The sequence below is a fragment of the Rathayibacter sp. AY2B7 genome (assembly GCF_002931635.1).
In the GTDB taxonomy this organism is placed as follows: Bacteria; Actinomycetota; Actinomycetes; order Actinomycetales; family Microbacteriaceae; genus Rathayibacter.
Map to the genome: position 1 here is coordinate 1 of NZ_PSUC01000098.1, position 14,360 is coordinate 14,360.

The window sequence follows — 14,360 nt, forward strand, 5'->3', positions numbered from 1 at the left end:
GGCAAGAAGGACCTGACCTTCTCCACCTGGCTCGCCCACAAGGGCGGCACCGGCAACGTCGCCGCCGCGTTCGTCGGAGCGCCCGTCGCCTCCGGCGCCTCGTTCTCCTCCGGCTACTGGCTGCTCAACCCGAGCAACCTCTCCGGCTACACCAAGTCGGTCGTCACCAACTCGGTCAACGCGGGCGCTCCCTACAACACCGAGGTCGGCGCCGGAGCGACGGGTGCCCCGACCGTCGGCGCGCGCACCCCCTCGGGCCTCTCGCTCTACACGACCGTCGTCGACGGCTCGACCGGCAAGCTCACCGTGTACGTCAACGGCGCGCAGATCTCGCAGAGCACGATCGCCCGCGACGTCTCCTCGTTCGGCCCGTCGCTCGTCGCGTACATCGCGCGCTCGACCTACAACGACCCGGGCTGGAACGGCGAGATGGACGACTTCGCCGTCTACGACAGCGCCCTCAGCAGCAGCTCCGTGCAGGCGCTCTACTCCTCGCAGGCCCTCGACCGCGCCGTCGCGTCGGTCACGGTGCCCACGGAGGCGACCGCCGGCTTCACGGTGCCCACCACCGCCAGCGGCGTCGGCATCACCTGGACGTCGAACAGCGCGGCCGTCGCGATCACCGGCGGCACCGCGACCGTCACGCGCCCCGCCGCGGGACAGCCTGACGCCACCGCCACCCTCACCGCCACCTACAGGGTCGGCACCGAGACCCGCTCGGTCGACTACACGGTGCGCGTCGCCGCGCAACTGGACGACGCGACGAAGGTCCAGCGCGACCTCGCCGCGATCGCCATCCCGAACGTCGGCGACATCCGGACGAACGTCTCGGTGCCCACCACCGGCACGCTCGGCTCGAGCATCGCCTGGAGCGTCGTCAGCCCGAGCGGAGCGACCGTCCGCGACGGCAGCGCCGCCGGCACCCGCACCATCGACGTCGACCGCCCCGCGACCGGGAGCCCCGCGATCGACGTGGTCGTCCGCGCGACCGCGACCAGCGGATCCACCACCCGGACCCGCGACTTCACCCTCCGGGTGCAGCCGCTCCCCGCCGGCACCGACGACACCGAGGCGTACGTCTGGGCGTTCTTCACCGGAGAGGGCGACGGCGCCGAGCGCATCAGCCTCGCCGCCTCGAAGGGCAACGACGCGCTGAGCTGGAACACGCTGAACGGCGGCAAGCCGGTCTTCACCTCGAACCTGGGGACGATGGGCCTGCGCGACCCGTTCATCATCCGCTCGCACGAGGGCGACAAGTTCTTCATGCTCGCCACCGACCTGAAGATCGACGGGCTCCCCGGCGGCTTCGACACCGCGCAGAAGTCGGGCTCGAAGTACATCGAGGTCTGGGAGTCGACCGACCTGGTGAACTGGTCCGCCCAGCGCCACGTCAAGGTCTCCACCGACTTCGCCGGCAACACCTGGGCCCCCGAGGCGTACTGGGACGACGAGCTCCAGACCTACGTCGTGTTCTGGGCCTCGAACATGTACCCGACCACGAACACGGCCGACCGCGCCTCCGTCACCTACAACCAGATGATGTACGCGACGACCGAGGACTTCACCTCCTTCTCGGAGGCGAAGCCGTGGATCGACGTCAAGCGCGGCGCCGGCAAGGGCACCATCGACTCGACGGTCGCCAAGGACGGCGACACCTACTACCGCTTCACCAAGGACGAGGCGTCGATGACCCTCCGCGAGGAGAAGAGCACCGACCTGCTGGCCACCGTCTCGGGCTCGCTGCCCGGCACCGGCGGACCGGCGGACGAGTGGTCGCTGGTCAAGGAGAAGGTGGCCTCGGGCCTGCCCAACGGCGAGCCCGGGAAGACCTTCACCAGCGGCGAGGGCCCCAACGTCTTCCCCGCCAACGAGGGCGACGTGAACGGCCTCGACTGGTTCCTCTTCATCGACCAGCCGAACTACCACGACGGGCCGAACCACTACATCCCGTTCGGCACCGACGACCTCGCGAACGGCGACTCCTGGCAGCCGCTCGGAGCGAAGCTCCGCACGGGCCTGCCGCAGAACGCCGACGGCGGCAAGCCGCGCCACGGCACGGTCATCCCGGTGACGCGCTCCGAGTACCAGAAGGTGCTCGAGGGCTACGCCCCCGGCCTGGCCGTCGCCTCGGTCGCCCCGCTGACCGCGACGACCACGGCCGGCACCGCGCCGGTCCTGCCCCGCGCCACGATCACGACCGCCGCCGGCACCACCAGCACGGTCGACGTGGCCTGGGACGCCGTCGCGCCCGCCGCCTACGCCACGGCCGGGACCTTCACGGTCTCGGGCGTCGCGCAGGACGCGTCTCGCATGCCGGTGCAGGTCACGGTCACCGTGCAGTCCTCGCTGAAGGTGAGCGCGACCGCCACGTCGCGCTGCGTCGCCGGCAAGGTCGTGCTGACGGTCGTCGGCAAGAACGGCGACACGGTGCCGATGGACGTCTCGATCAGCACCCCGGAGGGCGTGAAGACGATCGCCGGCGTGAAGTCGGGCGCCTCCGGCTCCGCCGCGTTCACCGTGCGCTCGACGCAGCTCGCCGCGGGCGAGGCGACGGTCACCGGCACGGCCACGGTCGGCGGCAAGACCGTCACGGCCACGGCCACCGCGCCGTACAGCGCGCGCAGCTGCGGCTGACGCACGGCACTCCCCGGGAGCCCGTCGCACCTCACCGGTGCGGCGGGCTCCCGTCGTCGTGCGGGGAGCCGGGACACCGCCCTGACGCCGAGACGCCGCCGCCTCGGCCGCGCTTCGACGGACGGCGCGGCGCCTCGTCACGCGGGCGGGCCCGGGACGGCCCGCCCGGCGTCATCCGGCGACGGCTGCCGGTCCGGCTTCGAGCAGGTCGCGGACGCTGCGCGGCTCGCGTCCGAGGAGGCGCCCGAGCTCGGGGCCGGTGCCCGCGAAGAAGCCGTGCTCGGCCGCCTGGTGCATCCCGAGGGTGAAGCGCACGAGGAACTCGGGCTGACCCGCCGCGACGCGCGCGGCGACCCACTCGTCGTCGCCGAGGACGCGCAGCTCGACGGGCCGCCCGCCGACCTCGGCCGCGATCCCGGCGATCTCCTCGAACGTCGGAGCCTCCGTCGCGGTCAGCGTGATCGGCCCGTCGTGCGGGCTCCCCGAGAGGAGGAGCCGGGCGGCCGCCTCCGATTCGTCCTCGCGGGCCGTCCACGAGACGCGGCCGTCGGAGGGGACCTCGATCACTCCGGTATCCCGCCACGGTCCGAGGAACAGGCCCAGGCTGTGCGCGTAGAAGCCGTTGCGGAGCGACGTCCAGGCGCGTCCGGACTCGGCGAGCAGGCGCTCGGTCGCCGCGTGGTCCCGGCCCGGGCCGAAGGGGGTGTCGGCGGCGGCGCCCTGGTGGCTCGTGTAGAGGACCCGTCCGACTCCGGCCGCGACGGCCGCCTCGACGGCGGTGCGGTGCAGGGCGACGGCGTCGGCCCGCGGATCGCTCGAGGAGACGAGGAGCAGCTGATCCGCTCCATCGAAGGCGGCCGGGAGGGAGGCGGGGTCGGCGTAGTCGCCGACGCGCACCTCCACTCCGCGCTCCGCGAAGCGGGCGGCCTTCGAGGCGTCGCGGGCGACGACGGCGATCCCGGAGGCGGGGACGGAGTCGAGGAGGTGGTCGACGGTGGCGCCGTTCAGAGCGCCGGTGGCACCGGTCACGATGATCATGGGGAGAGCCTTCCGATGAGGGGTATCAGCGATACCACGAGGAAGATAACCACGGAATTCCGCCGATAGCAACCGTGCGCTACCGTCGATACGTGACCAGCCCCACTCCTCCGACCGACACGCGCCTGCGCATCGTCGAGGCGGCCGCCGGCCTCCTCCGCGACGAGGGCCCCGCCGCCGTCACCACGCGAGCGGTCGCCCAGGCGGCCGGGCTGCAGGCCCCGGCGATCTACCGCCTCTTCGGCGACAAGGACGGCCTGCTCGAGGCGGTCGCGGAGCACGTGCTGGCCACCTGGGTCGACTCCAAGGCGCGGACGGTCGAAGCGGCCGTCGCCGGAGGCGTCGACCCGGTCGAGGACCTGCGCGCGGGCTGGGCCGCGCAGGTGGAGTTCGGCCTGGCCAACCCCGCGCTCTTCCGCCTCCTCAGCGATCCGGGCCGCGCCTCCGGATCGCCGGCCGCCCTCTCCGGGCGGCGGGTCCTCGCCGCCCGCGTGCAGCGCGTGGCCGCCGAGGGCCGCCTCCGAGTGCCGGAGGAGCGCGCCGTCGGCCTCATCCAGGCGGCGGGCACCGGCGTGGTCACCACCCTGCTCTCCACCCCCGCCGCCGACCGCGACCCCGGTCTCGCCGACGCCGCGCTCGACAGCGTGCTCGCGGGGATCCTCGCCGACCCGCCCTCCCCCGGCGACGGCGGGCGGCTCACCGCCCTCGTCGGCGTCCGCGCCCTCGCACCGGAGCTCGCCGGCCTCACGCCCGCGGAGCGCCTGCTGCTCGCGGACTGGCTCGACCGCGCCCTCGCGGCGGCCGCGCAGGAGTGACGGGCACGCAGGAGTGAGGGGCAGGCAGGAGTGACGGGCGCGCTTCCACCACAGGAGTGACGAGCCCCGTCCCGCCGCGGGGACGACTGCGCCTCCGTCCCGCAGAGGCGCGGGCTTCGCGGCTAGGCGCGCCTGCCGTCGGGCGGGAGGATCGACGCCTGGATGAGCGGCACGGGGAAGTGCGACGCCCGCAGCGGGTCGAGCAGGCTGTCGGTGATCCCCGCGGTGAAGTCCTCCGTGCCGAAGACCTTGAACAGGGCCTCCCGCCCGAACTTCGAGCTGTCGGCGACGAAGAACGCCTCGCGCGCGGACGCCATCATCAGCCGCTTGAGCTCGAGCTCGTAGCTGGTGGTGCTGTAGATGCCGTCGTCGCCCACGGTGTCGGCGCCGAAGATCGCGACGTCCACCCGCAGGTTCGAGAGCTGCTGCACCGAGGTCGGCCCCCACATCGAGAAGGCGTTCGGCAGGAGCTCGCCCCCGATGAAGACGAGGTGGATCGTCTGCTTGCGGGCGACGGCGAGGGCGACCCGCAGGTCGCCGGTCACGACGGTGAGGCGCTGGTTCTCGAGGTGCCGCGCGACCTCGAGCGTCGTGGTGCCCCCGTCGAGGAGGATCGTCTGCCCCTCGAGGACGCGCTCGGCCATCGCCCGCCCGATCGCCGCCTTCTCGCTGCGGTGCAGCTCCTCCTTGAAGTGGTGCGGAGTCTCGGACTGCTTCACCGGGATCGCACCTCCGTGCGTGCGCTTGACCAGGTCCATCGCCTCGAGCCGCTCGAGGTCGCGACGGATGGTCGACGGAGTGACGTCGAACCGCTCCGCGAGGTCTCGCACCGACTGGAAGCCGCCGTCCTGGAGGGCGTCGACGATCTCTGCTTGACGGGACATCCCACACCTCGATCCTGGTCTCGCCTCCGTCGAGGCTACGGGGCGGAGCGGGGAGGAGGCGCAGACGGCGCGCGGAAACGCGCAGATTGCGCGCATGCGCGGGCGGCTGCGCGTCCCGATCGCCGGGTGCGCGGCGGATCTGCGCGGTCGAACGCACCGTCTGCGCCCGCGATGCGCGATTCGCGCGCTTCCCACGTCCCATGCGCGAAAGAGTGCAGCCATCTGCGCGTTATCGCTTGACGGAGTGCTCGATCAGCGATTAGCGTCGGGCTCCTGCGACGGATTCCGACACAGCAGCGTCAGAACACCGCACCGGATGAGGGCCGAACGGCCGCCATCCTCTCGTTCACGAAGGAGTCAACGAATGGACCGCTCTCGACTTTTCCGAGGCATGACGCTCGCAGCGGGCGCCGCAATCCTCCTCACCGGATGCACGACCGTCGGCGCCGGCTCCGACACCGCCGCCGGCAGCGGAGGCTCGGCCGCCCCGGGCGAGATGGTCATGGTGACCGTCGTCAAGGCGCAGACCATCCCGTGGTTCCAGCGCATGGCCGTCGGCGTGCAGGACTTCGCCGACGAGACCGGGATCGACGCCCGCCAGGAGGGCGCCGACGACGTCAGCCCCGAGAAGCAGACCGCGATCGTGCAGGACCTGATCGCGCAGCGCCCGACGGCCATCACGGTCGTCCCAAACTCGCCCGAGTCGCTCAGCAACGTGCTCGCCCAGGCCCGCCAGCAGGGCATCATCGTCGTCTCGCACGAGGCGTCCGGCATCGAGAACGTCGACGTCGACATCGAGGCCTTCGACAACGCGTCCTACGGCTCCGAGATCATGGACAACCTCTCGGAGTGCATGGGCGGCGAGGGGAAGTACGTCCAGTTCGTCGGCGGCCTGACCGCGAAGACGCACATGGAGTGGGTCGAGGCGGCGTACGAGACGCAGCAGGCCGACTCCCCCGGCATGACCCGCGTCGAGACCCCCATCGAGAGCACCGACAACCAGGAGACCGCGTACGAGCGCGCGAAGGAGATCCTCGCGAAGTACCCCGACATCGCGGGCTTCCAGGGCTCCGCCGGCAACGACGTCCCCGGCATCGCGCGCGCGGTGCAGGAGGCGGGCCTCCAGGACCAGGTGTGCGTGATGGGCACCTCGATCCCGTCGGTGGCCAACCAGTACCTGGCCGACGGCTCCATCGACAAGATCTTCTTCTGGGACCCGGCCCTCGCCGGTGAGGCCCAGCTGTCGATCGCGAAGATCCTCGCCGACGGCGGCGAGATCACCGAGGGCACCGACCTCGGCGTCGAGGGCTACGACTCGCTCAAGAAGCTCGACGGGTTCGACAACGTCTTCGTCGGGAACGCGTCCGTCGCGGCCGACGCGGAGACCGCCGCGCAGTACGACTTCTGATCCCCCTCCACCCCCGCTCCGGGGCGCGCCGCCCGCGCGCCCCGGAGCACCCTCAGGAAGGTCGACGATGACCGACGCTCCCCCCGGCACCATTGCCCCGATCCTCAGCGCCCGCGGCATCACCAAGCGATTCGGCGGCGTCACCGCCCTCGACGGCGTCTCGCTCGACCTGATCCCCGGCGAGGTGCACTGCCTCGCCGGCGAGAACGGCTGCGGCAAGTCCACCCTGATCAAGATCATCTCCGGGGCCGAGCGCCCCGATGCGGGCGAGATCTCCATCGACGGGGACACCCGCTCCCGGATGGACACCACGTCCGCGATCACGAGCGGGATCCAGGTCATCTATCAGGACTTCTCGCTCTTCCCCAACCTCACGGTCGCCGAGAACATCGTGCTGACCTCGGCCGTCGCGGCGAAGCACCGCCTCTACCGCGCCGGCACCGCGCGCCCCCGGGCGAAGGCCATCGTCGACGAGCTGCAGCTCGACCTGGACCTCGACGCCGACGTCGCCGACCTCTCGGTCGCCGACAAGCAGCTCACGGCGATCTGCCGCGCCCTCGTCAACGACGCGCGCGTCATCATCATGGACGAGCCCACCACCGCGCTGACGCACACCGAGGTGGCGCGGCTGTTCACGATCGTGGAGCGGCTGCGCAGCCGCGGCGTCGCGCTCGCGTTCGTCTCGCACAAGCTCGAGGAGGTCCTCGAGATCTCGCAGCGGGTGACGATCATGCGCTCCGGCCGCGTGGTCACCAGCGGCCCCGTCGCCGACTTCGACCGCCGCTCCATCGCCGAGCACATGACCGGCCGCGAGCTCGACGAGTCGCGGATCGTGAGCACGCTCGACGAGTCGGCGCCCCCGATGCTCGAGGTCGTCGGCCTCTCCCGCCCCGGCGCCTTCCACGACGTCTCGTTCTCGGTGCGCCCGGGCGAGATCCTCGGCATCACCGGGCTCCTGGGCTCGGGCCGCACCGAGATCGCGGAGGCCGTCTTCGGCTCCCAGCCCGCCGCCTCCGGGATCATCGCCGTGGACGGAGCGCCCACCGCGGTGCGCAGCATCCGCGACGCCGTCCGCGCCGGGATCGGCTACGTGCCGGAGGACCGCCTCTCGCAGGGCCTCTTCCTGGAGAAGCCGATCGCGGACAACATCATCGCGGGCTCCCTCGACGCGCACCGCACGCCGTGGCGCTCGCTCGACAAGCGGCGGATCCGCGCGACCATCGACCGGCTCTTCGCCGAGCTGTCCATCAAGGCCCCGAACCCCCAGGCGCCCGTCCGCTCCCTCTCGGGAGGGAACGCGCAGCGCGTGGTGATCGCGAAGTGGCTGGCGACCGACCCGAAGGTGCTGATCCTCAACGGACCCACGGTCGGAGTCGACGTCGGCTCCAAGTCGCAGATCCTCGAGCTGCTGCGGCGCGAGGCCGCCCGCGGGATGGCCGTCGTCGTGATCTCGGACGACGCCCCCGAGCTGGTCGCCTGCTGCCACCGCGTGCTGGTGGTCGCCCGCGGCCGCATCGCCCACGAGCTCCGCGGCGACGAGATCACCGCCGAGAACCTCCAGAACAGAATGGCGGTCTGACGTGTCCACGCTCCGATCCCTCCGAGGCGCGAACAACGAGGGCGTCCTCGCCCTGGTCCTGGTCGCCCTCGTGATCGTCATGACGGCCGTGAACCCGGTCTTCTTCAGCGCGACGACGGGTCTGTCGATCCTCCGCAGCGCCACCGTGCCGCTGATCTTCGCGCTCGCGGTCCTGATCGTCATCGTCTCCGGAGGCATCGACGTCTCGTTCGCGGCCGTCGCGATCTTCTCGGCCTACACGGCGGTCAGCGTCACCATCGCCACCGGGCAGGACCTCCCCGCGCTCGCGATCATCGCGATGGCCGTGGTGATCGGGGCGGTGCTCGGCCTGGTCAACGGCTTCGTGATCGCGCGGTTCCGGCTTCCCACGCTGATCGTCACGCTCGGCACGCAGGGCGTGTTCGTCGGGGTGATGTACACCTTCGTCGGCGCCCAGTACTACGCGCAGCTGCCCCCGTCGCTCGCGGCGCTCTCCTCGGTCAACGTCGTCGACGTGGCGACCTCGGGCGGCCGCGCGGCCCTCCACCTGATGACGCTGCTCGCCGTCGTGCTCGCGGTCGTGGTCTGGCTGATGCTGACGCGCACGATGTTCGGACGCTCGCTCTACGCGATCGGCGGCGACATCGAGGCCGCCCGCCGGGCGGGCTTCCGCGTGGTCAGGACCCAGCTCTCGGTCTACGTCCTCGTCGGCGTCCTCGCCGCCCTGGCCGGGATCGCGCACATGGTCCTCGGCCGCAGCGCGAACCCGCAGGACCTGGTGGGCGACGAGCTCGACATCATCGCCGCGGTCGTCCTCGGCGGCGCGTCGATCTTCGGCGGCCGCGGATCGGTGCTCGGCACGGTGCTGGGCGTCGTCCTGATCCAGGTGATCAACAACAGCCTGCTGCTCGCCGGCGTCCCCAGCGCCTGGCTGCGCGCCGCGGTCGGAGTCCTGCTGATCGTCGGGGTCGGCGTGCAGGCGATCGCCGCGCGCCGCAAGGCGAAGCGGGTCCGGCCCGTCGACGACGACGTGAGCCACGAACGAGAGAGCGCGAGGGTCGCATCATGACCGACGGATCCCGGACCACCTCCGAGCACCCGGCTCGGCGCATGAACGACCGCCTCGACGCGTTCACCCGCGGTGTCGTCGGACGCGCCGCGGGCAACCGCGGGACGGGCCGCATGCTCATCGCGCTCGTCGTCGCGGTCGCGATCTTCGCGATCGCCAACCCCCGCGTGTTCCTCAGCCCGCTCAACCTGCAGAACATCGGCGTCGCGGCTCCTGAGATCGGCGTGATCGCCATCGCGATGATGCTCGCCATGCTCACGGGCGGCATCGACCTCTCCCTCGTGGCGATCGCCAACCTGTCGGCGGTGACGATGGCGACGATCTACTCCCAGGTCGCCGCCGCCGACCCCGCCGCCGCGGAGGCGATGACCGTGCCGATCGTCCTCGCGGGCCTGGTCGTCGGAGTCCTCTGCGGCGCCCTCAACGGATTCCTCGTGAGCGTCGTCGGGATCACCCCGATCCTGGCGACCCTCGGCACCATGCAGATCCTCAACGGCATCGCGGTGGTGTGGACCGGCGGGACCACGCTCTACGGAGCACCGTCGGCCCTGACGACCTTCGGCATGATGGCCGTCGGGCCCGTCCCGGTGCTGTTCCTCGTGCTGCTCGTGGTGGCCGTCGCGGTCGCCCTGCTGATCAACACGACCTCCCTCGGCCGCAAGGTGCAGCTGGAGGGAGCGAACCCCGAGGCCGCGCGCTTCTCGGGCATCCGCAGCGTCAGCGTCCTCTCGCGCAGCTACATGATCGGCGGGCTGCTCGCCGGCGGCGCCGGGGTGCTGTTCCTCGCCCGCAACCCCACCGCGTCCGCCGACTACGGCTCCTCGTACGTGCTGCTCGTCATCGTCATCGCGGTGCTGGGAGGGACGAACCCGTCGGGCGGCTTCGCCTCGGTCGCCGGAGTCGTGCTCGCCACTCTCACCCTCCAGGTCGTCTCGAGCGGATTCACCGCTCTGCGGCTGACCTCCTACGAGTACGCCATCGCCCAGGGCGTCCTCCTCATCGCCGTCATGGTCCTCGACTCCGTCACCGCGAACCGGCCGCGCCGGCAGCGGGCGACGGCCCCGACCCCTCCCGCACCCGCGCGGCCCACCGTGGACGCGTCCACCAGAACGGAGCACCAGTGAAGAAGATCATCAACGAGCCGAAGGACTTCGTCGACGAGTTCGTCGAGGGCATCCTGCTCGCCCACCCGACCCTGGTGAAGACGCCGGGCACCGACCTGCGGATCCTCGCCCGTGCCGACGCCCCCGTCGCGGGGAAGGTCGGGATCGTCACGGGCGGCGGCTCCGGCCACCTGCCGCTGTTCAAGGGCTACGTCGGCACGGGGCTGTGCGACGCGGTCGCCATCGGCAACGTGTTCTCCTCGCCGTCGTCCGCGCAGATCCTGGAGGCGACCAAAGCCGTCGACGGCGGCGCCGGCGTCCTCTACCTGTACGGCAACTACGGCGGCGACGTCTTCAACTTCGACCTCTCGGTCGACATGGCCGAGCTCGAGGGGATCCGCACGCTGACCGCCCTCGGACGCGACGACGTCGCGAGCCAGCCGAAGGAGCGGGCCGCGGACCGCCGCGGAGTCGCCGGGATCTTCTTCGCGTTCAAGGCGGCCGGCGCCGCCGCCGAGCGCGGGGACTCGCTCGACGAGGTCGCGGCCGTCGCCGAGGACGTCATCGAGCACACGGCGACCATGGGAGTGGGCCTCTCCCCGACGATCCTCCCGATGACGGCCAAGCCGAGCTTCGAGCTGGCCGAGGACGAGATGGAGATCGGGATCGGGATCCACGGCGAGCCCGGCATCCACCGCGGCGCACTCGAGTCGGCGGACAGCATCGCCGAGCACCTCACGGAGCGGCTCGTCGCCGACCTCGGCATCGGCGAGGGCGACCGCGTGGCCGTGCTCGTCAACGGCATGGGCGCCACTCCTCTCGAGGAGCTGTACCTGCTCTACCGGCGGGTCCACGGGCTCCTCGCCGAGCGAGGCGTCACCGTCGCGAAGAACTACATCGGCGAGTACGCGACCAGCCTCGAGATGGCCGGAGCGTCGATCTCGCTCCTCGCCCTCGACGACGCGCGTCTCGAGCTGCTGAACGCCCCCGCCCAGTCCCCCTTCTTCCGAGAGGTCTGATCACGATGAACGGAACCGAACTCAGCTCCGCGATCGCGAAGTGCCTGGTCGTCTTCCCCGAGCACGCCGACGAGCTCGGCGACCTGGACCAGGCGCTCGGCGACGGCGACCTGGGCATCACGGTGTCGCTCGGCGCCAAGGCCGCCCGCGAGGCGCTCGCGCTGCTCGCGGACACGGCGACGCCGACCGAGGTCGTGCTCGCCTGCGCCAAGGCCTTCGCCAACGCGAACCCGTCGACGATGGCCGCGCTCGTCGCGGGCGCGCTGCTCGCCGGCTCCCGGGTCTGGGGCGACGCCGCCACCATCGGCTCCGACGACGTCAGCGCCTTCGCGCTCGCGGCCGCCGAGTCGATCAGCCAGCGGGGCAAGTCGCAGGTGGGCGACAAGACGATCCTCGACGCGATGTTCCCCGCGGCCGAGGCGCTGCGCACGTCGGAGCCCGGCCCCGCCGCCCTCGACGCGGCGATCGCGGCCGCCGAGCAGGGCGTGATCAGCTCGAAGGAGCTGCAGTCCCGCCGCGGCCGTGCGTCGTGGCTGCAGGACCGCAGCATCGGCCTGCAGGACCCCGGAGCCACCGCCTACCTGCGGTTCCTCCAGTCCTGGAAGGCCGCCAATTCCGACCAGGGGGCGGAGCTCCCCGCGGAGACGACCTCCGACACAGAGATGAAGGTGCACTGAGATGGCGAGAATCGGATTCCTCGGACTGGGGACCATGGGACGCGGGATGGCGGACAACCTCGTGAAGGCGGGGCACGACGTCACCGTCTGGAACCGCAGCGCGGTCCCCGAGGTCGCGGGAGCGGCGACGGCCGAGTCCGTCGCCGACGCGGCGGAGGGCGCGGACTTCGTCCTCTCCTGCTTCGCCGACGACACGGCCGTGCGCGAGGTCGTGCTCGCCGAGGGCGGGCTCGCCGGCCTCGTCGATCCGTCGACGATCGTCGTCGACCTGTCCACGATCAGCCCCGAGGCCAGCGACGAGGAGCGCGCGGCGTTCGACGCCCGCGGCGTCCGCTTCCTGGACGCCCCGGTGTTCGGCTCGAAGGGCGAGGCCGCGGCGGGCGGGCTCTGGGTCGTCGTCGGAGGTGACGCCGAGGTCTTCGCCGAGGCGCGGCCCGTGCTCGAGGCGATCAGCGAGACCGTCCACCACATCGGCCCCGGCGGCTCCGGTGCGCGGATGAAGCTGGTCGGCAACCTGATCGTCGCGTCGCAGCTGCTGGCGCTCGGCCAGGCGCTCACCCTCGCCGAGAAGGGCGGGCTCGACCTGCACAAGGTGCTGGAAGTGCTCGCCGTCACCGACTTCAAGTCGCCGATCTTCGACGGCGTCGGTCCCTCCGTCCTCGCCGGCGACTACTCGCCGTCCTTCGCCCTCGCGCTGATGCAGAAGGACGCGGGGCTGATCCAGGCCTACGCGGACAGCGTCGGCGCGCCCGTCCCCGGCGTCGCGACGGCCCGCCACTACATCGACGAGGCGATGGCCGCCGGCTTCGGCGGGGAGAACGCCTCGGCGCTGATCAAGGCGATCGCCGCGGAGGCCGGCGTCGACCTGACCCGGCGCTGACCCTCCGCCCCGGGGTGCCCCTGCCCGGCCGTGACGGCCGCCGCAGGGGCTCCCCCGGCACCCTCCCCGTCCCGGCCGCGCCGCGTGCTTCACTGGAGGGATGACCACGCGTGACGACCACATCGCCGACTTCGCCGAGTTCCTGACCGCCTCCCCCTCTTCGTACCACGCGGCCGCCGAGGCGGCACGGCGCCTCGAGGGAGCCGGATTCACGGGGCTGGACGAGACGCAGGCGTGGCCCGCGGGGCCCGGCCGGTACTACGTCGTCCGCGACGGCGCGATCATCGCCTGGCACCTGCCCGAGGGCTCCGGGGCGACCACGCCCTTCCGCATCCTGGGCGCCCACACCGACTCCCCCGGCTTCATGCTCAAGCCCCGGCCGACGATCGGCTCGAAGGGCTGGCTGCAGGCCGGCGTCGAGATCTACGGCGGCCCGCTGCTCAACTCCTGGCTCGACCGCGAGCTCGAGCTGGCCGGGCGCGTGGTCACCCGCAACGGCTCGACGCGCCTGCTCCGGACCGGCCCGCTGCTGCGCATACCGCAGCTCGCGATCCACCTCGACCGCACGGCGAACGAGGGCCTCACCCTCGACCGCCAGAAGCACACCGTCCCCGTGTTCGGCATCGGCGACGCCTCCGAGGTCGACCTGCTCCAGCTGCTCGCCGCGCACGCCGGGCTCGACGACGCCTCCGACATCGCGGGCTACGACCTGCTCACCGCCGACACGCAGGCGCCGCGCCGCTTCGGCCTCGACGAGATGCTCCTCGCCGCCGGGCGGATGGACGACCTCAGCTCCGTGCACGCCGGCCTCGTCGCGCTCCTCGCGGCGAGCGCCGATCCCGCGGCGCCGCCCGCGCACATCAGCGTGCTCGCCGCCTTCGACCACGAGGAGCTCGGCTCGGCGAGCCGGTCCGGAGCGAGCGGGCCGTTCCTCGAGGACGTCCTCTCGCGCATCGGCACGGCCCTCGGCGCCGGCGTCGACGAGCGCGCCCGGGCGATCGCCGCCTCCTGGTGCCTCTCGGCCGACGCGGGCCACTCCGTGCACCCCAACTACTCCGAGAAGCACGACCCGGCGAACCAGCCGGTCGCCGGGAAGGGGCCGCTGCTCAAGATCAACGCGACTCAGCGCTACGCGACGGATGCGCGCGGTGCGGCGCTGTGGGCGGGCGTCTGCGAGCGCGCCGAGTGCATCGAGAGCAGCGGCACTCCCACGTCGACCGTGGAGATGCCGAGCCGGGTCGCGGTCAGCGGGCCGATCGTGGATCCGCACGGCAC

At 72.1% G+C, this 14,360-nt stretch carries 12 protein-coding genes and 1 pseudogene; 10 read left to right on the plus strand and 3 right to left on the minus strand.

What is annotated here, in order from left to right; genetic code table 11:
- Positions 1-2,634: immunoglobulin-like domain-containing protein (locus C5C27_RS13960; RefSeq protein ID WP_104314708.1), on the plus strand; the 2,634-nt coding region annotated here is incomplete at its 5' end.
- A 171-nt stretch (positions 2,635-2,805) separates the two neighbouring features.
- Here the strand turns inward: C5C27_RS13960 and C5C27_RS13965 are convergent.
- On the minus strand, positions 2,806-3,672 hold the full coding sequence (locus C5C27_RS13965) for an NAD(P)H-binding protein (protein WP_104314709.1): 867 nt from the start codon (positions 3,670-3,672) through the stop codon (positions 2,806-2,808).
- A gap of 92 nt (positions 3,673-3,764) precedes the next feature.
- On the opposite strand from C5C27_RS13965, the gene C5C27_RS13970 reads away from it, so the two are divergent.
- The gene (locus C5C27_RS13970) at positions 3,765-4,487 is read left to right on the plus strand and encodes a TetR/AcrR family transcriptional regulator (protein WP_104238146.1); all 723 of its coding nucleotides are present in this window, start codon (positions 3,765-3,767) and stop codon (positions 4,485-4,487) included.
- 122 nt (positions 4,488-4,609) lie between these two features.
- On the opposite strand, the gene C5C27_RS13975 is transcribed toward C5C27_RS13970, so the two are convergent.
- On the minus strand, positions 4,610-5,371 hold the full coding sequence (locus C5C27_RS13975) for a DeoR/GlpR family DNA-binding transcription regulator (protein WP_104238145.1): 762 nt from the start codon (positions 5,369-5,371) through the stop codon (positions 4,610-4,612).
- A gap of 391 nt (positions 5,372-5,762) precedes the next feature.
- Here C5C27_RS13975 and C5C27_RS13980 point away from each other — a divergent pair, with 391 nt between their 5' ends.
- The 8 genes and pseudogenes from C5C27_RS13980 to C5C27_RS14015 form a co-directional block, all read left to right on the plus strand.
- Positions 5,763-6,779, plus strand: a complete 1,017-nt coding sequence (locus tag C5C27_RS13980) for an autoinducer 2 ABC transporter substrate-binding protein (RefSeq protein WP_258060406.1) — start codon at positions 5,763-5,765, stop codon at positions 6,777-6,779.
- Positions 6,780-6,846: 67 nt separating this feature from the next.
- Positions 6,847-8,358, plus strand: coding sequence for a sugar ABC transporter ATP-binding protein (locus tag C5C27_RS13985; RefSeq protein WP_104238143.1), 1,512 nt, complete (start codon positions 6,847-6,849; stop codon positions 8,356-8,358).
- Between the two features lies 1 nt (position 8,359).
- Positions 8,360-9,406 (plus strand): ABC transporter permease, encoded by a 1,047-nt coding sequence (locus C5C27_RS13990; RefSeq protein ID WP_258062741.1) that lies wholly within the window; start codon positions 8,360-8,362, stop codon positions 9,404-9,406.
- The gene (locus tag C5C27_RS13995; RefSeq protein ID WP_244229523.1) at positions 9,403-10,530 is read left to right on the plus strand and encodes an ABC transporter permease; all 1,128 of its coding nucleotides are present in this window, start codon (positions 9,403-9,405) and stop codon (positions 10,528-10,530) included. The genes C5C27_RS13990 and C5C27_RS13995 overlap by 4 nt, the downstream gene beginning before the upstream one ends.
- Positions 10,527-11,528: a dihydroxyacetone kinase subunit DhaK gene (locus C5C27_RS14000; protein WP_104238142.1), complete on the plus strand. Its 1,002-nt coding sequence runs from the start codon at positions 10,527-10,529 to the stop codon at positions 11,526-11,528. Before C5C27_RS13995 ends, C5C27_RS14000 begins: the two co-directional genes overlap by 4 nt.
- 5 nt (positions 11,529-11,533) lie before the next feature.
- The gene (locus C5C27_RS14005) at positions 11,534-12,205 is read left to right on the plus strand and encodes a DAK2 domain-containing protein (RefSeq protein ID WP_104314710.1); all 672 of its coding nucleotides are present in this window, start codon (positions 11,534-11,536) and stop codon (positions 12,203-12,205) included.
- 1 nt (position 12,206) lies between these two features.
- Positions 12,207-13,085, plus strand: a complete 879-nt coding sequence (locus C5C27_RS14010; protein WP_104314711.1) for an NAD(P)-dependent oxidoreductase — start codon at positions 12,207-12,209, stop codon at positions 13,083-13,085.
- 100 nt (positions 13,086-13,185) lie between these two features.
- Positions 13,186-14,268, plus strand: a pseudogene (locus C5C27_RS14015) (M18 family aminopeptidase); the annotation flags it as partial.
- Here the strand turns inward: C5C27_RS14015 and C5C27_RS18855 are convergent.
- Complete coding sequence (locus tag C5C27_RS18855; RefSeq protein WP_374955283.1) at positions 14,214-14,360, minus strand: hypothetical protein; 147 nt, start codon at positions 14,358-14,360, stop codon at positions 14,214-14,216. The pseudogene C5C27_RS14015 and the gene C5C27_RS18855 sit on opposite strands and share 55 nt — an antisense overlap.